The organism is Wenzhouxiangella sp. AB-CW3, from assembly GCF_014725735.1.
In the GTDB taxonomy this organism is placed as follows: Bacteria; Pseudomonadota; Gammaproteobacteria; order Xanthomonadales; family Wenzhouxiangellaceae; genus Wenzhouxiangella.
This window is the reverse complement of the sequence record NZ_CP061368.1, coordinates 709,020-729,683: the sequence shown is the minus strand read 5'-3', so window position 1 is coordinate 729,683 and position 20,664 is coordinate 709,020. Positions and strand designations below refer to the sequence as shown.

The 20,664-nt window shown below is 60.4% G+C and carries 5 protein-coding genes; 2 read left to right on the top strand and 3 right to left on the bottom strand.

Annotated features, from left to right (window positions below; all coding sequences use genetic code 11):
- Window positions 1–415 precede the first annotated feature (415 nt).
- Window positions 416–12,385 carry a choice-of-anchor A family protein gene (locus IC757_RS03095; protein WP_190975939.1) on the bottom strand — a complete coding sequence of 3,990 codons (11,970 nt, stop codon included), beginning with the start codon at window positions 12,383–12,385 and terminating at the stop codon, window positions 416–418.
- A gap of 391 nt (window positions 12,386–12,776) precedes the next feature.
- On the opposite strand from IC757_RS03095, the gene IC757_RS03090 reads away from it, so the two are divergent.
- Entirely contained in the window at window positions 12,777–13,349 is a 573-nt protein-coding gene (locus IC757_RS03090; RefSeq protein ID WP_190975938.1) for a glutathione S-transferase family protein, read from the top strand.
- A gap of 33 nt (window positions 13,350–13,382) precedes the next feature.
- Here the strand turns inward: IC757_RS03090 and acnD are convergent, their stop codons facing one another.
- A complete protein-coding gene (gene acnD / locus IC757_RS03085; protein WP_190975937.1) occupies window positions 13,383–15,980 on the bottom strand; it encodes a Fe/S-dependent 2-methylisocitrate dehydratase AcnD in 2,598 nt (865 codons plus the stop codon).
- A 1,001-nt stretch (window positions 15,981–16,981) separates the two neighbouring features.
- Between acnD and IC757_RS03080 the strand changes: the two genes are divergently transcribed.
- The gene (locus IC757_RS03080; protein WP_190975936.1) at window positions 16,982–17,611 is read left to right on the top strand and encodes a MarC family protein; all 630 of its coding nucleotides are present in this window, start codon (window positions 16,982–16,984) and stop codon (window positions 17,609–17,611) included.
- A 17-nt stretch (window positions 17,612–17,628) separates the two neighbouring features.
- On the opposite strand, the gene IC757_RS03075 is transcribed toward IC757_RS03080, so the two are convergent.
- Complete coding sequence (locus tag IC757_RS03075; protein WP_190975935.1) at window positions 17,629–20,592, bottom strand: hypothetical protein; 2,964 nt, start codon at window positions 20,590–20,592, stop codon at window positions 17,629–17,631.
- Window positions 20,593–20,664 lie beyond the last annotated feature (72 nt).

Here is a 20,664-nt window from a genome sequence, read left to right as displayed (position 1 = left end):
TGGCTCCAGTTGGATCAAGCGTCATCATTCGATCGTTTCAGAACAGCAAGGCACGCTACACCAATGACTACTCCAATACCACAGTGAACATACAACAACCAATCCGATAACCGAAAATGAGCAATAGTCATGTACAGCACTATTCCCCAAATAGCCCCTACGACTCCAAACACAAAAAATGTAAAGCCCGACGTTATCCTAAGATACCTAAGCACAAGAAGCATACCAGGATATTGAAACCAAATAAGTATCGTTATCACTGATACAGAAACTGGAAACACATAAAGAACAACCAAGAAGTAATCAGAAGCAATTGCAAATATCAACGCATAAAGAACCGAAGCAAGGATCGCCACAAAAAAAAATGCCGAAAGGTTCCGCTCATGAACTTTCTTACAAGAATATAGCTTCAACTTCATTGTCCAACCCAAGCTGATATCTGGTGGGCGGAGTGTCTCCATATTTGCCTGCCGGAAATAATATTGGTTACCGCAAATCGACCCTCTCCCTCGCCTATAGTTCTTATTGAAACCCCTGATTCAGTCGATATCACTTTTCTCTTCACAGAACCCCGATGCAATATATGACCTTCCTCAGTTATATTCCAAACAGTGAGTCCACGGTCAATACGTCGATGTCTAACAGGCCACCTTCCAAAAAGAACGCTTCGATCTCGTCCCCTCTCAATTGGTTCAATACCATTACTGGACCGACCTGGCGCTGGGTAATATGTCAACCCAACCCATACCTGTTCCTTTGTGCACCCCGTAAACTGATCTGTTCTACAAACAGCATCTGTAAAGTCATAGTAATGCGGCCTTCTTAGTGCATAGTCGACACTACCAAAAGAAACTGGGAAAGCACCTAGGAGCGTCACTGTTCTCATAACCCCAATCAGGGTAACCTCGCCACTAGGATCAGTGTTGTTAACTGGATCTGCATTACCGTATATGTAACGATGCAAACTAAAGGGACTTTGAATATTACCTAGATAAGGATCTTGTGCAAAGAATCGCCCCGCGTTTTGATCATAGAATCTCGCCCTAAGATAATACAGATGCAAGTTATTGTCGTATTGCTCACCGGCGAACTGGAATATATTCGCTGTATCCCCAAGCGACCATTCTAGATTACCGAAGGCCTCGTAAACATATTGGTCCGTTATCTGACCAGACTCGTCGGCCAACATTCTGACGCTGCCCAGTCCGTCGGCCAGGTAGGTGTAGGTGCCTTGGGCGTTGGCCTGAGCTAACAGGTCGTCACCGTGGAGGTAGTGGGACTGGATTTGCCCTGTGCCGTCCAGTTCGGCGATGAGCTGGGCGTAATTGCGATTCGGATCGACCAGGAACCTCGTGGTCTCCCCGTCAACCGTCTGGCTTTGGCGAATGCCGTTGTGGTCGTAGGTGTAGGCCAAAGTGCTCTCAGGAGTCGTGGCAGACGTGAGACGATTCTCGGCATCGTAGGTAAGGACGGTGGTGCCGTCTGGACCGATTTTCTCGACCTGGTTCCCGTTGGCGTCGTAGCTGTATTGCGTCATGCCAGCCGGGCCAGACTCCTCCAGGAGACGGTCGTTGGCATCGTAAGTGTAGGTAGTGAGCCCCTCTCCGAGATCCTCGCCGGTGCACGGGGACGGATCGCACTCCACCAGGCGGCTTTGCCGGTTTCCGACAGCATCGTAAGTGTAGGTGGTGGTACGGTCGCCCAACAACGGGTCGGTCACGGTTTCTGTAACCAGACGATACAGTCCATCATAGGTGTAGTCGACCCGGCGACCACTGGACTCGATCAATTCATTACGGTGACCAGCCGGCCCAAGCGTGTACTGAAGACGCTGGATGAGTTGGTCTTCCACATCTCGGTGGCTTATTTCCGTCAAGCGATTAAGATCATCATAGGCATAAAAGCTGCTCAGGCCGTTGGCATGCTCCAGGCGGCTTCGGTTACCTACTTCGTCGTAGAAATGAGTGACGGTATTGCCATCCCTGGTGACCGTACTAAGGCGATTTAGCTCGTCGAACCCATAGGCCACGCTTCCCCCTTCCGTGATGATGGCAGTACGGTTTCCAGCATGGTCATACTCGTAGCCAATATTCTGGCCATCCGGGTACGTTACCTGGGTCAGCCGCCCCCTCGCATCGTAAGTGTAGGATGTCATTTCGTCACCGTCCATGACTGTCGCCAGTTGACCATCGTCCGTGTAGGTTCGGGTCAGCGCGGTGCCATCGGGACGGGTCATCGCAACCACTCTGCCCGCAGCATCATAGTCCCATTGGGTGGTTTCGCCATTAAAGTCGGTCTTCATAATGCGCTGCCCAGCCACATCATACCCAAACGTCTCGGTCTGACCCAGAGGCAAGGTGCGCGACAGGGTTCGACCGAGCACATCAAATGTCCACATCGTGGTGTGGTCGTTGGCATCGGTCTGGGCGATGCGGTTGCCCTGGCCGTCGTAGCTGTACTCGGTGCGCTGATCCAGGGCATCGATGACTGCGGTCAGGTTGCCGCGCTCGTCGTACTCGAACTGCGTGGTTCGGCCGGCTGGGTCGGTCTCGGCAATCTTCTGGCCCAGGGCGTCGTAGGCCACCGTGCTCTCAGTGTCGTTGGGGAAAATCGTTCTGACCAGCCTGCCGGCGGCATCGTACTGGTACTCAGTGCGGTGGCCGCGGGCGTCGATCATGGCCGTGCGCTGGCCTCGGGTGTCGTACTCGTAAGTCGTCTCGTTGCCCAGCGCATCGATGACCCGGGTGTTGCGCCCGGCCGCGTCGTGCTCGTAGAAGGTGCTGTTGCCGCGCTCGTCGACTTCCTCGACCAGTCTTCCGGCGGCATCGTAGATGGAATACCTGCGCGGGTTGTCGCTGTCATCGTCCGGGGTGTTATCCGGCAGGATGGTCTCGATCAGGCGCCCGGCGGCGTCATAGACCATCTTCGTGGTGCGACCGGCCCGGTCGGTCTCGGCGATCAAATTGCCTTCGGGGTCGTACTCGCTGGTCTCGGTGCTGCCATCGGGATGGCGGATCAGTACCTGGTTGCCGCGGCTGTCGTACTCGTACTCGGTGCGTCGGCCCAGTGGGTCGATCTCGGCGGTCTTCTGGCCGGCTTCGTCGTACTCGAATGCAGTGACCGCGCCGTGCGGGTCGATGGTCTCAATCCGGTTGCCGGCGGCATCATACACATGGCTGGTGGTATGGCTGTGCTCGATGCCGTCGTCATCGGTCCAGCTCACGGTCTCGGTCAGGACCCGGCCCATAGCATCGTGGGTGTAGCTTGTCTCGGTGCCGGCCGGGTCGATCTCGCCAATGAGGTTGCCCTGCCCGTCGTAGAAGTTGCGGGTCTCGTGGCCGGCGGCGTCGATGGTGTGGGTGAGGTTGCCGCTGGCGTCATAGATAAACTCGGTCTCGTGGCCCAGACCATCGGCGGTGACCGTCAGGTTGCCGGTGTTGGGGTCGTACTGGTTGCTCATCACCACCGTGCCGTCGGGCGCGGTCTGGCTGGTGAGCAGGCCACGGTCGTTGTAGGCCGACTCGGTGGTCTCGCCCAGCGGGTTGGTGTCTTCGGTCTGGTTGCCGCGATTGTCGTAGGCCATTTCCCAGGTGTGGCCCAGCGGGTCGGTGCGGGTCAGTTCATTGCCGAACTCGTCGTAGGTCCGCGTGGTGGTCTCACCCAGGGCGTTGGTCTCGCTTAAGACATTGCCGCGCTCGTCGTATATGTAGACGGTGGCGTTGCCGTTGCGGTCGGTAATGGTCTCGACCCGGCCTTCGATGTCGCGATCGAACTCCAGGCGGTTGCCATCGGCATCGATCTGGGCCACCAGACGGCCGTCTTCATCGTACTCGTTGCGAATGGCGCGCACGCCCCGCGGGTCGATGATGTCCTCCAGGTAGTGCTCGGCGCCTTCCAGATAAGTGAACTCGGTAACGTTCTCGAGCGGGTCGGCGAAGGCGCTCAGGTTGCCCTGGGCATCGTAGATATAGTCGAGCACCTCGCCATCGGGAAGCAGTACCTGGGTGATGCGATCAAAGCTGTCGCGAATGAACTCGATGCCGACACCACTGGAGTGGGTGATGCCATCGTCAGTGAAGCTGAGCGTGTTGTCATCGCCATCGCGAAGTTCGCTCAGACCAAAATTCTGATCGATGGTCAGTTGCGTGCCATCCTCCAGGGTCAGGCGGTAATTCTCCGGATCGATGGGGCTGTCGGGACTGTCGAGCTCGGCGATGTTGCCGTTGATCAGCCGCACCCAGCCGTGGTCGAGCTGTTCAAGCTCGGAGTGTGTGCCCGGCAGCGGCTCGAAAACGATCTGCACGTCGACAAACGGCACCAGTTGCTGGCACTCGGGATCGGCTTTGGCCTTGAAGCGGTGGACCTCGTCGTCGGGCAGGCGCACGGTGACAATGGGATCGCCATTGGGCTCCACGCAGAATGTGCTGAACATGCCGGAGGAGTACTCGTTCTGCGACCAGCCCAGACCCACGCGGCGCGACTCGTGCAGGCGCACATCCTGATAACCCACCGACCAGCCGAAGCCGAAGTCCAGATCCATGTGACGCTGGCGGCTGTCGTAGGTGCGGGTGAGGGTGATCGGGATACCCGACAGCGGTACCGTGGCGTCCTCGAAGGTGATGGCGAAATGCCCCAGCTTCATCGCGCCGGCGACCTGGATCTCGCGCGAATCGGAACTGCTCTGGCCCTGGTTGTCCCAGGCCTGCAACGCGATACGATACTGGCCGTTCATCAGCAGGGTTGGGTCGAACTTGGCGATCTCCGCCTCGCTGAGGGGGTCGGTACCTTCAGCCAATACGGTCCAGTTCTGCGTGCCCGCTTCGGCCCAGGCCAGGGTCCAGCCGGCCAGGTCGTCGTCCTGGACGGTACCGATAATCTGGGTGGGCGCTGTGACTTCCGCCCCCTGGTCCGGAGTCGCCAGGCTGACGACCGGACCCCCTTCCGCATCGGGATCGCGCACGAAGAAGCTGCCGGACGCATCGGCCTGTTCGAAGCCATCGTCGATGGCGGCGACCACCATGTGCTCGCCGGGCTCCGATGGTACAAAGCGAGCGACCAGGTCGGAATCGACCGTGACCGACTCCTCATCGACCATGACCTCGGCGATCACTTCGCCTGCGGCCGCTTCGGGGACCAGTCGGATTTCAACGGTCTGTCCGATGTCGGCCACCGAGGGGGTGATTTCCAGGCTCAGGTCGAGCGGCACCGAGCCGTCCAGGACTTCGACATGCCATTCCTGGGCTACCGTGAACTCCTCGTCGCTGACCTCGATGCGAACGAATTGCTCACCGGTCTCGTCCGGCTGCCACTCGAGCTCTCCGTTGGCGGGATCGAGCACCATTCCCGCCGGCCCTTCGGCCAGGTTGAAGGTCAGCTCATCGCCGTCCGGATCGCTGGCGTCAATGGCGTAGCGGTAGAGGTGACCGGTCTTGGCGGTCAGTGGCGGGGTCGAGTGGATAATCGGGGGACGGTTGGCGACCGGGGCCGGTTCAACCACGACCACGAACTGTTGCCAGGCGACTCCGCCGTTGCCATCGACAACATGAATCTCGAACTCGGCCTCGCCGACCTGGGATGCACCCGGAATCCAGGTCAGCAAGCTATCGGCAGGATCAAGCGAAGCCCCGGATGGCGCCTCGATCAGCTGGTATTCCAGGGTGTCACCATCGGGGTCGACTGCCTCGATCTGGTAGCTGTACAAACTGCCCTCGACCGCTTCAAGAGGCGGTGTGCTGAGAATCTCCGGTGGGTTGTTGGCCGCAGCGTCGTTGACGTGCACCTCGAAACTCTGACGAACCCAGCCGCCACGATCATCACGCACCTCGATCGTGAACTCACTGGCGCCGAGTTGTTCGGCATGCGGCGTCCATTGAACCAATCCAGTTTCGTCCATGACGGCACCATCCGGCGCCTGCAGCAGTAGAAACTCAAGAGGGTCGCCGTCGGGGTCGAAGGCTTCTACCTGGTAAATCCACGTATCACCCAGATCGACTGTAATCGGCGGCTGACTGGTGATTTCCGGTGGCTGATTCGCCTCCGCATGAACCGTGATGGTGAACGCCTGCTCCGCGGTTGCCCCGCGTTCGTCTTCAATCTGGAGAGTGACCGGAACCGGTTCGGGCTTCTCGGTTTGCGGGATCCAGGTGACCAGCCCGGTGCGGGGATGAATCGTCATGTCTTCGGGACCTTCAACAACCCGATAGGTCAACTCCAGTCCGTTCGGATCCTCGGCGATAACCTGATACTCATACGGGAATCCAAGTTGTGCCGCCGTGACCGGCTGGGAAAGAAAGACCGGTGGATCGTTGGGAAGCGGTGATTCGGAGACCTCCACATCGAAGGTCTGGATCCTGCTCCGGCCGGTCAGGTCACGTGCCCGGATTCTGAACCGGAACGATCCGGTCTGGCCCCAGGCAGGCGTCCACGTCAGTTCTCCCGTCACCGGGTGAAGCTGTGCATCCCGAGGGCCTTGTTCCAGTTGGTAGCGCACGACATCGCCCGTGTTTGGGTCTTCCGCATGGGCCTGATATACCAGTGGTTCGTTCTCGGTCGTGCTGGTGGGCGGCGTACTCGCGAAACTTGGCCTTATGCGACCCTCACTGACGCCGATCAACCATGTCTGGAGCGCTGCAAGCCCGCCCAGATCCTCGACCCGGAGATCAACACGAACCCCGGATGCGAGATTGTTCCCCAGCTCGCATTCCGCCGCGTCATCATTGTCCATATAAGCCAGGACAAAAACTTCATCGTCCAGGTCGTCCGCTGACAGGCCGGGCACCTGAATAGAAACCGATTCCCCGGGTTGCAGTGAAGCCTCGATAAGCCGGTGCGCGAGCAATTCCCCTCCCGCATCAGGAGCCCCGCGATAGAACTCGACATGAACCGGCCCGGAAGCAGGTGCCGTGCCGCGATTCCGGACCACCGTATCCAGCCGCTTGCCATCATCGCTCAACCGGGCACTGGGCGACTCAACATGCAGGTCAGGCAGGTAGTTGGTCGTGGGCTGGTCGGTAACCGGTTTCTGGACGATGCGAAGGCTGTCGTGCCGCTTCTGGCCTGCTGCGAACTCAATCTGAGTGAACTGCTTTAGCGGGGTGGGCCACTCGCCCCAAGCCGGTTGAAGCACAAGCAATCCCTGGCTTCCACCAGCCACGAGCCGCGGCCTCTCGAACGGTTCCGGCCAGACCAGGGCTGGAACCAGACCCCGACGGTCGGTGCGCTGCGAGGAGTGTATGGAATGGAGCGCAAAGCCATGCAGACCGGACAATACCTTGAGGCTGTTGGCCTCGTGCAGGAGAATTTCGAGCCAGCCATCACCATTCAGGTCGGTGGCGATGGCATTGCGGTACGCCCCAGGTGACACACCCGATTCCCGCTGCCAGAGCATTTCGCCATGACCGTCGAGCAGGATACTACCACCAGCGAGAAAGACCTCCTTACTCCCATCCCGGCTAAAATCGGCCACCAGCGGCACACTGATATCCCGCACTGCACTGGAATCGTTGCGCCAAAGCAGTTGGCCCTCATTTGAGACAGCGAGAAGAACACGATCAAACGACAGTCGGGCCGAAACCACCAGTTCAGGCTCACCATCACCGGTCAGATCGCCGATGCCGAAGTGCGCCCGACGCAAGGACTGATCGGAATCGAAAGGAAGTTTCCACAACAATCCGCCATCGGCGTCGCGGACCTCGTTGTGCATGACCATTTCCATACGACCGTCGCCGGACAGATCGGCCGCCATGGGACTGGCTCGAAGTGCGGTGGAGTGCCAGTCGCCATGGTCGGGGAATCTCCATAGCAGACTGCCATCGTGACGAAACACCGAGGGTCCAACCAGGATCTCCGGCCGACCGCTATTGTCAAGGTCGGCGATAACGATAGCCGCTTCGTTCATGCTGGCGCCCGGATTTGCAACGGGTTGATCGCTGATCCATTTGAGTTGACCGAAAGTGTCGATGGCCACCAGATGATGCTGGCTATCAACAAAAACGATAGTCGGCGTTCCGCTGTCATCGAGTTCGGCAGCGGCGGGCGAGACTCCCCAGTCGGGTGCATTGTCCGCATAGCTCCAGTAAAGTTCTCCGGTATCCAGGTCCAGGGCATGAATGGCGCGATCGCTGATGCCACCACCACTCCAAGTGATTCCAACAACAAGTTGAACGGCCTCCAGGTCCGGAGTGGATTGTGACGAATCCGAGAAGAGAGGCACGACGAGCGGCTGCGTAAACCGATTGACATCGGAAGTCCAGCTCCAAGCTTCGCGCATTTCCACGACTGCCGATTCAAACTCGCGGGTCAGGCAGAACGGATTAATATCCGAGGGTCCTGCCGGGGCGGTTGTGGAAACCGCGCTTCCCGGCCAACGCACCCGCCCCGAATCGGGGTCGACGGTCATCCCAGCGGGACCGTGCGCCAGATTCCATTGATGTTCATCAAAGTAGTTCGGGTCGTCAGTCCGGCTGTTGTAGCTGTATGAGCTTCCCTCGCGGGCATCGAGGCGCGGACTGGATGTGAAGTATGGCGCTTCGTTGGGAATATCGACCAACAGATCGAAGATAAGCAGATCGAAGTTTCCGAACTGATCGACCACGTGCAATGCAACGGGCACACGCTGGCCGGCCAGATGTGCTGCAACCTGCCACTGGGCCAGACCCGTCTCTGCATCGATCTCAAGCCCTGCCGGTGCCATCAGAACGTCATAGGTCAGATCCGCCATGGGGTCGGCCACGACTTCGGTTTGCAGCTCGAATGGTGTCTCGATGACAACACGCTGGTCCTCGATCAGATTGAAGCGCGGGAACTGGTAGTCCTCGGCGACTTCCAGCTCAAAGGCCTGTTCGGTGTAGGTCCCGGCCAGATCAGTAGCCCGGACCACTACGGCGTGAGTGCCGACATGGGCTGCGTTGGGCAGATAGGACAGGAGACCGCCAAAAGCGTCAATGGACATTCCCGGCGGACCCTCGATCAACTCATACCTCACGGCATCCCCGGCGTCCGGATCAACCGCTTCTGCCTGGTAGACATAGCGAGCCCCGACCGAAGCCGCCAAAACAGGTTCCGAGACAAACTCCGGCGGCGAGTTGTGCGGAAGAACCGAGATACTGAACGACTGACGATCGTACAATCCATTCTGATCGGTCGCCTGAACGGTGACCAGGGGCACGGCAAGCTGGTGATTGGAAGTGACACATTCTTCCTCGTCGGGGTCGCTCACCACGACCGCGCGGAGCTCCAGGCTTTCCGGCTCAGAAGGGACGAATGGTACGGCAATGATCGCCGTTTCACCCATGGCCAGTGGACTGACGATTTCATTGGCCACCAGCACCCCGTTGGCCAGGATTTGAACCTCCAGCGCTGCACTGGTATCAGCCTGTCCGCGGTTGCTGATCTCGGTCTCGACTTCTCCATCACGCCATTCCAGCCGATCTACGGACAGATCGGGCAAGGCTCGCGGAGGAAAATGCTCGACGATCTCCCGGACCTTGATATCGTTCAGGGCACGCGCAAATGAAAGGGCATCCGGCCCTCCCCCACGCAGGAAGAATAAATCCCAGGCGGCACCTTCGGTATCCAACGCCAGATCCACATAAGCTTCCAGCGTATTGATGGTATTGGTATGCCCCCAGGTAGCCTCCGGGCCGGAACAGGTCAGATAGCCGCCCTCACCATCGGGCAGGTAGCCGGTGCCATTGGCATCCATACCCATGGCTTCAACCCGCTCACCCTCCTCATCGGTGCATTCGAAACGGGCATTGACGACGGCGTTGAGAATGGCGTTGGCCTGCTGAAAATCATTCAGGATCGACTCATAGGTGATGTCCGGATCGGTGATATCACGACCTTCGTCCGTGATCAGGATGATGTTGGTTGAGACATCCGATCGCAACGGGTACTCGACGAGCCCGTGATGCATGGCCATCCAGCCATCCTCTCTACCACCAGAAGTTCTTAACAGATCCGCAGCTTCGAGGAGTTCATAGAGATCCCCCATTTCGTCGCCCCCGACCGGCAGGGGCCTGGGAACACGCTCATAGCCGATGAGGCCGTATTCATTAATGGTGCCGCCCGCGCCAACATCATGGGCCATGAGATAGGCTTCGAGACCGAACGCAAACTCGGAAATCCAGTCGTGCTCACCCCGCATGGAGCCGGATTCATCAATCACAAAAACCACATCGGCCGCCAGGGCTGTCTCGGCGTCCTGAGCTCCGGATACATAGCAATGGTCGTTGTGACCGCCAATATTGCCCGCATAGGAGGAGTCCGGCAGCCAGTCGATGAGCCCGCTATCGGGCCCTACGGTCATTGCCTCGGGAGATCTGTTCAGGCTGTAGGTCACCACATCGCCGGGGTCCGGATCGATCGCCTCGACATCATACTGATAGGGATGGCCTTGCAATGCTTCGGTGACCGGCTCGGAGACGATCTCCGGGGGGCGATTGGGCTGGATCACCTGAATGGTGATCGTGGCTGGGTCGGAGACATCCAGTCCGTCATCGACAAAAAAGTCGAACTGGTCGGTGCCCACAAACCCAGGATCGGGTTGGTAGACAAGGTCGGGGGCATCACCGCTCAGTGTTCCGTGTTCCGGCCAACTGACCAGTTCGAAGGCGAGTTCATCCCCGTCCGGATCCTCGCCAGTCAAGGTGATCGGGAGCACCTCGCCGGACTCCACTTCCAAAGACTGCGGATGCGCGACCGGGGGCTGATTGGTCTGGATAACTTCGATGGTGATGGTGGCCGGGGGTGACTCCAGGTAGGCATCCCGGGCTATGAAGTCGAAACTGTCGCTACCGGCAAAACCCGGATCCGGCTGGTACTCCAGGTTGGGTGGCTCGCCGCTCAGCGTTCCATGCTCCGGCTCGCTGACGAGTTCGAAGGTGAGTTCGTCACCCTCCGGGTCGTCGCCGGTTAGTTCGATGTCGAGTGGCACCTCCATTTCGGTTTCAAGCTGCTGGTCAAAGGCTTCCGGAGCCTGGTTGTAGCAATGCGTGAAACCGAGAAACTCGAAACTCAGCCAACCGTTTCCGGGCAGGCGGTAGTCCAGCAGGCGCACCCTGACAAAATCAGCAACCCGGTAATCGAGATTCCCTCCTTGACCGCGGGTTTCGGACCAGGCCGGGAGCACGATTTCAGTGTCCAGCAGTGCATCCAGGTTATCGCGCACCGCTTGGGAGTTCATGGCCCCGGGCGCGCCCTGCACCCAGTCACCGGGTTTCAATAGCCAGTCGGTATCGTCGTCCGGGTTGACGTACGTATGACTGTCGCCAGGAGGCAACAGACTGTTGGCCAGAGTAGGCGCGCTGGAACCGCCTGCCCAGGTCAGCCAGGAGTAATTTCCCGGCCCGGTACCGCGCGGCAGTTGCTGGAATTCAGTACCAGAACCGGTGGCATCGAGGTCTTCGAACGGAAGGGCAATCGGGTAGAGTGAGCAGGCATCACCACCTCCCACACCCTTGAACGGTCGGTGGTTGAGTTGCATGGGCCCGTCCCAGGAGCGCGCGATCATGGTGCCATCGATCACGCCCTGCGGCTGCTCGACATGCGCAAGCGGTGCCAAAACACTGCCTTCTATACCCATGCCCGACAGAGTCAGCAACTCGGCCTGGTGGAAGTTGAACAGCACCTGTTGGCGGTGGGGAATCAGACTGGCCAGGCTCATGTTGGTGAGGCCTGCATGGTTGCCGTCGATATTGAATATCACGGTCGCGCCAACGGGAATGCAACTGACCTCGAAGGTATGGGCCGACAACACCTGCTGGCCGTCCAGAGCGAACACCTGGGCTGGGCTTTCGCAGTCGCCTTCCAGATACAGCCCGCCCCACTGCCACTGCGCAGTGCCGTTGGCGGGCAAGCCGGCCAACGCCTGGCTGGTCTGTTCCAGGCGTTGAAACTCGGCCGAGAATTCGAACGGCAATTCGGAAAACTCGGTTACAGCTTGCTCCGCCCCCAACCCATGTCGGACCGAAGCCCCCAGACCAGCGGCACTGCCACCAACGACGATATCACCGTGATACACCCGCCCACTGGGAAAGTGCAGATCTCCGCCAACCAGCAAGGCAATCCCCGGCTCAACCGACTGCAGCTTCTCGGCGATGGAATAGTGATTGATGGACACGTTGCCACCAGCCGCCAAGCGCCCTTCCACGTCTGAAGACGGCGCCGAGAAGCCTTCCAGGAAAAAGCCGTTGTAGCGCCGCGCCGGACCCAAGTCCAGCATCAACGGTAACTGTCCTGAGGCGACCAGTCCGTCCATTTCGCCCTGTGGCGAACCAACCGGCTCCTGCCCGAAAGCCGGCGCAAGAACCAATGCCAACGCCGCCAACAACCCTGCCCACGCCAAGACTGCGCGCGAGCCAAACCATTCCCTCAGTCCAATCATGTCCCTGTCTCCAGCCAATCAGGCCGCGGCAGGATAAGGCGGGCGTTCTCCATGAACAATCAACCCCGACACCGCGGCAAACCCCTTCCCTCTTCCGCGCACACAAGCAGCGCGGCTAGAACGAACCATCATCAAGGAAGTCTGCGGCTTGCTATACAGGACTACGATCATCGTGCACCGCCCCCACATCCATGATCCACCGCAAGCTCCCCAGAGCACCTTATAGCCTGACGGACAAAAGATTTCAAATAACATTTGGATCTATGGCAGCACACGCAACTGATGCTCGTGACCAGGAACTGTAGCTTGCGTTATCCTTGCCCGCATACATCTACGCGGATCGTCTTTGCTTGTGCCCGGGCGACGGGCACAACGAGACGCAAGAACAAGTATGCAGTTGTACGGCAGCTTTACCTCTCCATATGTCAGGCATTGCCGGATTGCGCTGATTGAGGGCGGCATCGAGTTCGAGTTTGTCGAGACCGATTACGCGGCCAGTGCCCGGCTGACACCGACCCGGCGCGTTCCGTTTCTCAAGGACGGCAATCTTTTGCTGACCGATTCCGCCAGTATCCTTCGGCATATACGGGAGACTTCCAGACGACCTTTTCTGCAGACGGTCGAGCAGGCCGATCTGTTTGCCATGGTCAACACGGCCATGGACAGCACGGTCAATCTCTTTTTGCTGGAGCGAGACGGCATCACCCCTGCCCAGAGCCCCTACCTGCAGCGCCAGGCCGATCGAGTGCAAGATATCCTCAATGATCTCAACGAGCGCCTGCTGGCCATGAACGACCAACCCAGCCAGAACCGGCTGAACGACGCCCTGTTGCGGCTGGGCTGTTTTCTCGACTGGGCCCGTTTTCGACAGCGCATCGACCCGGCACGCTATTCGGCATTGCAGCGTTTCCTGGATCAACTGGCGCCCTGGCCGCCATTTGTCGCCACGCGGCCACGGCTTTAGACCCGCCGGGCCAATCACCCGGCGGATCGGAAGTCAGGCTGCTTCCGATTCTTCCAGGAAATCCTGCGCGAATCGCTGGAGAATGCCACCGGCCTGGTAGATGCTGACTTCCTCGGCGGTATCCAGGCGACAGGTGACCGGCACTTCCACGGTCTCGCCGTTTTGGCGATGGATCACCAGTGCCAGCGTGGTGCCGGGTTCGGGCTCGCCGGTCACGTCGAAGGTTTCACTGCCATCAATTAACAGCGTCTTGCGGGTGGTGCCGTGCTCGAACTGCAGCGGCATCACCCCCATCCCGATCAGGTTGGTACGGTGAATGCGCTCGAAACCTTCGGCCACAATCGCCTCGACGCCGGCCAGCCGGACGCCCTTGGCGGCCCAGTCGCGGGAGGACCCCTGGCCGTAGTCGGCGCCGGCAATCACGATCAGCGGCTGCTTGCGCTCCATATAGGCCTCGATGGCATCCCACATGCGCATGACCTTGCCCTCGGGTTCCAGGCGGGTCAGCGAACCCTGTTTCACCTCGCCGTCGACCACCGCCATTTCATTGATCAGTTTGGGGTTGGCGAAGGTGGCGCGCTGCGCGGTGAGGTGATCGCCGCGATGGGTGGCGTAGGAATTGAAGTCTTCTTCGGGCAGGCCCATTTTCGCCAGGTATTCGCCGGCCGCACTGTCGGCAAGAATGGCATTGGATGGCGACAGGTGATCGGTCGTGATGTTGTCGCCCAGCACGGCCAGCGGGCGCATGCCACTCAGCGTGGGCCGGGCGGCCAGGGCGCCTTCCCAGTAGGGCGGGCGGCGGATGTAAGTGCTCTCCGGGCGCCAGTCATACAGCGGGTCGACCTTCTTGATGCGCTTGTACTGCTGGCCGAACATCGGCTCGTAGACCTTGCGGAAATGCTCGGGCTTGACGCTCTTCGACACGATGGCATCGATTTCCTCGTCGCTGGGCCAGAGATCCTTGAGCGTGACCGGGTTGCCCTCGGCATCTTCCCCGAGCACATCCTTTTCAATATCGAAACGCACCGAACCGGCCAGGGCATAGGCCACCACCAATGCCGGCGAGGCCAGGAAGGACTGCTTGGCATAGGGATGAATGCGACCGTCGAAGTTGCGATTGCCCGACAGCACGGCCACCGAGTAAAGATCCCGGTCGATGATTTCCTGCTGGATCTTCGGGTCCAGCGCGCCACTCATGCCGTTGCAGGTGGTGCAGGCAAAGGCAACGATGCCGAAACCCAGGTCTTCCAGTTCCTCAAGCAGGCCGGCTTCTTCGAGATACAGGCGCACGGCCATGGAACCCGGCGCAAATGACGACTTGACCCAGGGCTTGCGAGTCAGGCCGAGTTCGTTGGCTTTCTTGGCCAAAAGCCCCGCAGCGATCACGTTGCGCGGATTGGACGTATTGGTGCAGGACGTGATGGCGGCGATGATCACCGCCCCGTCTGGCATGGAACCGTCCTCGGGCAACTGGCACTGGCCGGCAATGCCCTGTTCCGACAAGTCGGAGGTGGCCACGCGCCGGTGCGGGTTCGAAGGGCCTGCCATGTTGCGACCGACCGAAGACAGATCGAACTCGAGCACACGCTCGTACTCGGCCGTGGCGAGGTCGTCAGCCCACAGGCCGATATGCTTCGCGTAATCCTCGACCAGCTTCACGCGGGCATCGTCACGCCCGGTCAGTTTGAGATAGTCGATGGTCTGTTCATCGATGTGGAACATGGCTGCCGTGGCGCCGAATTCCGGGGTCATGTTGGAAATGGTGGCACGATCGCCCACCGTCAGCGTGCGGGCGCCATCGCCGAAAAACTCCAGCCAGGCGCCGACCACTTTTTCCTTGCGCAGGAACTCGGTGATCGCCAGCACGATGTCGGTCGCGGTGATGCCGGCCCGGGCCCGGCCGGTAAGTCGCACGCCGACAATGTCGGGCAGACGCAGATAGGACGCACGCCCGAGCATGACGTTCTCGGCCTCCAGGCCGCCGACGCCAATCGCGATCACGCCCAGGGCACAGACATGCGGGGTGTGTGAATCGGTGCCGACCAGGGTATCCGGGAAAACAACCCCGTCGCGCACCTCGGCCACCGTACACATCCGCTCCAGGTTGATCTGGTGCATGATGCCGTTGCCCGGCGGAATGACGTCGACGTTGTCGAAGGCTTCCTTCGTCCAGTTGATGAAATGGAAGCGATCGGCGTTGCGACGCTCCTCGATCTCGCGATTCTTTTCAAAGGCGTTCTTTTCAAAGCCGGCGTGCTCCACGGCCAGGGAGTGGTCGACGATGAGCTGCACCGGCACCACCGGGTTGACCTGGGCCGGGTCGCCGCCCTTCTCGGCGATGGCATCGCGCAGCCCGGCCAGGTCGACCAGCGCGGTCTGACCCAGAATGTCGTGGCAGACCACCCGCGCCGGAAACCAGGGGAAATCGCGCTCACGCTTGCGCTCGATGATCTGCCGCAGCGATTCATCCAGGTCGTCCGGCGGACAGCGTCGCACCAGGTTCTCGGCCAGCACGCGCGAGACATAGGGCAGCGTCGCCCAGGCACCCGGGTGGATGTCCTCGATAGCAGCCCGGGCATCGAAGTAATCCAACTCGGTGCCAGGCAGGCGTTTGCGGTAATCGGTGTTCATGGCGTCGACGCATTGGGTTGAGGCAACTGAATATGATAACGCGGGTTGGGGCGGGAGACGGGAGACGGGAGACGGGAGACGGGAGACGGGAGACGGGAGACGGGAGACGGGAGACGGGACGGAAGGTGAAAGGTGAAAGGTGGTCGTCCCGGTGCAGCGCCGTGCTCACTGATGCGTGCGAGGCCCCGGATCATCGCGACGCGATGTCCGGGGCGACGAGGGCTGGAAGAGACGAGACACTGAACCGCACTTGGTCGTCCCGGAATCGCCGCAGGCGATATCCGGGACCCCGCACGTAGAGAATCTGCACGGCTGAACGGCCGGTGCAGCGCCGTGCTCACTGATGGGTGCGAGGCCCCGGATCATCGCGACGCGATGTCCGGGGCGACGAGGGCTGGAAGAGACGAGACACTGAACCGCATTTGGTCGTCCCGGAATCGCCGCAGGCGATATCCGGGACCCCGCACGTAGAGAATCTGCACGGCTGAACGGCCGGTGCAGCGCCGTGCTCACTGATGGGTGCGAGGCCCCGGATCATCGCGACGCGATGTCCGGGGCGACGAGGGCTGGAAGAGACGAGACACTGAACCGCACTTGGTCGTCCCGGAATCGCCGCAGGCGATATCCGGGACCCCGCACGTAGAGAATCTGCACGGCTGAACGGCCGGTGCAGCGCCGTGCTCACTGATGGGTGCGAGGCCCCGGATCATCGCGACGCGATGTCCGGGGCGACGAGGGCTGGAAGAGACGAGACACTGAACCGCACTTGGTCGTCCCGGAATCGCCGCAGGCGATATCCGGGACCCCGCACGTAGAGAATCTGCACGGCTGAACGGCCGGTGCAGCGCCGTGCTCACTGATGGGTGCGAGGCCCCGGATCATCGCGACGCGATATGTCGGGGGCGACGGGGGTTGGGGGTAAGAAGATGACGCCGGGTTGGCATTGCCTTGGCGGTGGTGCAGCGTTAGCATTCCCGCTCCACCGCCCAGATGCCGCCCCCATGCTCGAGATTTTCATTCCGGCCTTCGTGATGCTGTTTGTCACGATTGATCCGGTCAGCATCATTCCGATTTTCGTTTCGCTGACCGCGGGGGCTACGCGTGGACAGAAGATCCGCATGGCGCTGATGGGCTGCCTGATCGCCGCAGTGCTGCTCGTGGTGTTCGGGATCATTGGCGAAAGGTTGCTCGACAACTTCGGCATCACTCTGCCGGCCTTCCGCATCGCAGGCGGCATCCTGCTGTTCCTGATTGCGCTGGAAATGCTGTTTTCCCGACGCAACGATCGCAAGTCGAAATCCGCCGAGGATATTCAGGATCATTACGAACCGGAAGATATTTCCGTGTTTCCGCTGGCCATTCCGCTGCTGTGCGGGCCCGGCGCCATCGCATCGATCATGCTGCTCACCTCAGGCCAGGCCGGCGACCTGGTCGGCCAGGCCGTGGTCATGGGTGCGGGTGTTGCGGTGATGGCCATTGGTGCGGTGCTGCTGGTCACTGCCGCACGCTTCGACCATTTCATTCCGGAGACCATCAGCAACATCATCACCCGTCTGTTGGGCATGCTGCTGGCCGCGCTGGCCATTCAGTTCATTCTCGACGGTCTGCTGGCGGCCCTGCCGCTGAGCTGACCCCCGCGCGAACTACGCTACTGGAACCGATCTGAAAAGATATCTCCGCTGGGCGTGGTATGGAATCGGCGGCTGACGCGCGTGATATTGCCCTGCTGGTCTGCCACCTCGACATGGACCCGGGCGTTGTAGAGACTGCCCGGCAATCCGTCGGGCAAGTCGATGAAGTAGCGTCCGTCACCGGCTGACTCGACCAGATCGGCAAGCTCCGTGCCGGCCCCGCGGCCGCGCACGGAGAAGCTGGCAGTGACCGAAAGGCTGTCGTGATCCAGGCCGCTGTTGGCATCGGCCATACCGAAGCGGATCGCGTCGACCGGCTGGGGGACCAGGTTGTGGCGCGGGCTGGAGATGGTCAAGGTCGGACGCTCGGCATCCATGAACCAACCCAGCTTCGGGTTCATGCCATGCTGGGCGGCCAGGTCGATGGGGGCTCCAAGGTCGACCCAGCGGGCGATGGTCATCTTCTGTTCCATGCTCAGCGGCGACACGCCACTGTCGGGCGGCGGCATGATGGTGCCGGTGAAATCGATATCGGCGTCATTCGGGCTGGCACCGGGCGGCAGGGTATCCGGATCGCCGGCGACCGACTCGGTGGGGTGATCGTCGTTACTCCAGCCATCCAGCCGTTCGCCGAAGACTTTCCAGACCAGCAGACTGCGACGGCTCTGGAACTTGCGGATGTAGCGGCTGGCATTGGTCTGACGCCAGGAACCGGTACTGATCACCGGCGGGTAACCGAAGTCGGCACACTCGTCGGCGGCCAGCCGGCGGTAATCCCCCGGCAACGACGGATCATTCCAGTTACAGCCGTCGATGATGTCGGTGTCGGCAAGGTCCAGATTTCCGGCCAGCTCATCGGCGTTGTGACATTGCACGCAGTGGTCCTGGAGTATCGGGCGGATGTCGCGGTAGAACTCCACATCGACCAGTTTTTCGATCACTTCCACCAGGTTCGGCTCACCCTGTTCGTTGCGGCTGACCAGCGTGGTGCCGGCCGTGAGGTCCGGCACCTCGTAGTCGGGCTGGCTGGCGGCCGTCCCCTCGAATTCCAGCGGCATCTGACTGTGAGCATGACAGCCACCGCAGTCGGCCCGCATCTCGCCGGGGCGCACCTGGTGCCAGGTCTGAGCCATGTTGAGCACCATGCCGTTACGGTCCAGTGTCTGGAAAGTAAACGGCGTGTCGGCCGGCAGCTTGGCCAGGAAGCTGGTATCCGGATTTCCCTCGGCATCGATAATCGGCTGGCCATCGGAATCGACGTTGCGGACCGGAATTTCTCCCAGGATACGCAGTCGTTCATTGGCGTGATTGTAAAAGCCATTGGTACGATGGGCATCGGGCCCGTAGCGCCGTTCGGGAATCCCCTCCATGGCCAGAACCCGGACGGCCCAGATATCCGAATCATCGTAGCGCCCGGCATCTGCACCCTGATACACCCAGTTACTCCAGCGCCTGTTGCGATGGTTGCGATTGCTTGAGGTATTGAAGGGATCGAGGCCATCAAAGGCATTTGATCCGGCTCCCGGAAAGGTCTCGCGCTTGTACATGCTCGATGTCCCAACCAGACCATGGGGCGTACCGGCGGGCAGTTCGGGATGCTCACTGCCATCATTGGGCAGCCAGTCCAGCTCTTCGGGTTCGTCCACGCCATGAATGGCGCTGTAGGGCACCACAGCGCGCGGCCAGGCAGCATTGAAGTTCTCGTCCTCGACCAGCGTCACCATGTCGTCTGGGTCCCAGACCGGCTCGCTGCCGGGGATCAGGTAGATGCCGCTGTCGTAGTACGGGTAGCGCGTGGGGCGATTGAGGTCGTTGGCCGGCCCCGGCGTCCACGCCACCAGCAGGTCGTTATTGGGTGCTGCAGAAGGATGAGTGAACTTGCCGACCCGTTCACCATCATCACCCTCGGGCGCGGCATTGTCGAAGTGATGGGTCATGGGCGTGACCGCGTAGTAACCGTTCGGCGTATAGGACATGCGGAAGGTGGTCGCCGACCCGCCCGGTGAAGTCACGTCAATTTCCGGGTTGGCTTCGGGATCCCAGCTATGGAAGGCCGGCTCGCCGGGGGGCGGCGAAGCCGGAAAGCCGTACAAGGCGCCAAAACCGTTGTTGTTCAGGTTGTAGTAGGCTTCGACGACGATATCGCCGTTGCTGATCTGGGTCATGAAGTGAAATGCATCCGGCGATGACATGGCACTGACCAGAGGCTCCCATTGTCGCCCGTCGGGCTTGATCGCCCACACGCCCCAGACGCGCCGATCGCGCAGGCCCTGTGATTCGTAACTGGAGAACATCAGGCGCCCATCCCTGAGAATGGTCGGGTGCAGCACACTGCCCAGGGTCATGGGAGCGATGGCCTCGACATTCTCGCCATCGATATCCATCACGAACATCTGCAGCGTGGGCGAACTGAACGGCCGGGTGGGAATGAAACCATTGCGACTGCTGGTAAACACCAACCGGCCGCCGGGAAGCGGCATCGGACCCAGGTTGAGAACACCGTATCCGAGTCGGTTGTATCCCGAGGGCGGATCGACCGGATTGTTCTCGTCCCACTGACCGGAACCGGTATTGGGCGTGAACTCACCGAAGGTCAACTGCTCGATCTCGCGCGTCTCCAGGTGGATCCGGAAGATATCGGCGCCCTGGTAGGACAGGTGGCGACGCTGGGTATTGAGTGCCTCGGGACTGACGTCGTGAAACAGGCTGTAGTAAACCCACTGGGCATCGAATGACACCATCGGGTCGGTGACGGCACAGACATCGCACTCCACCAGCACCTCCTCGCTGCCATCGGGCCTGCGCAGGATCAGGTCGGCACCTGGATCGATTCGGCCAGGTCGCCCGACCTCGGGCCAGACCGTGTTGATCTCATCACCGAAGCGCGCCTGACGCACATAGACGATGTCGTAATCGACTGCCGCGGACGCCAGTTCGCCAGCGACCAGAAAAACCAGTACCAACACCGGTACTAAACGCATGCAACAACACTCCCTCACTGACCCCTTGATAAAATCAGTCCATGGTCACTAGCCCCCAAGCCAGAATGAGAT

Excerpts from the sequence above, each read along its gene's own strand:
- IC757_RS03095 (WP_190975939.1), bottom strand. The coding sequence starts at position 12,385 with ATGATTGGACTGAGGGAATGGTTTGGCTCGCGCGCAGTCTTGGCGTGG.
- IC757_RS03080 (WP_190975936.1), top strand. The coding sequence starts at position 16,982 with ATGCTCGAGATTTTCATTCCGGCCTTCGTGATGCTGTTTGTCACGATT.
- acnD (WP_190975937.1), bottom strand. The coding sequence starts at position 15,980 with ATGAACACCGATTACCGCAAACGCCTGCCTGGCACCGAGTTGGATTAC.
- IC757_RS03075 (WP_190975935.1), bottom strand. The coding sequence starts at position 20,592 with ATGCGTTTAGTACCGGTGTTGGTACTGGTTTTTCTGGTCGCTGGCGAA.
- IC757_RS03090 (WP_190975938.1), top strand. The coding sequence starts at position 12,777 with ATGCAGTTGTACGGCAGCTTTACCTCTCCATATGTCAGGCATTGCCGG.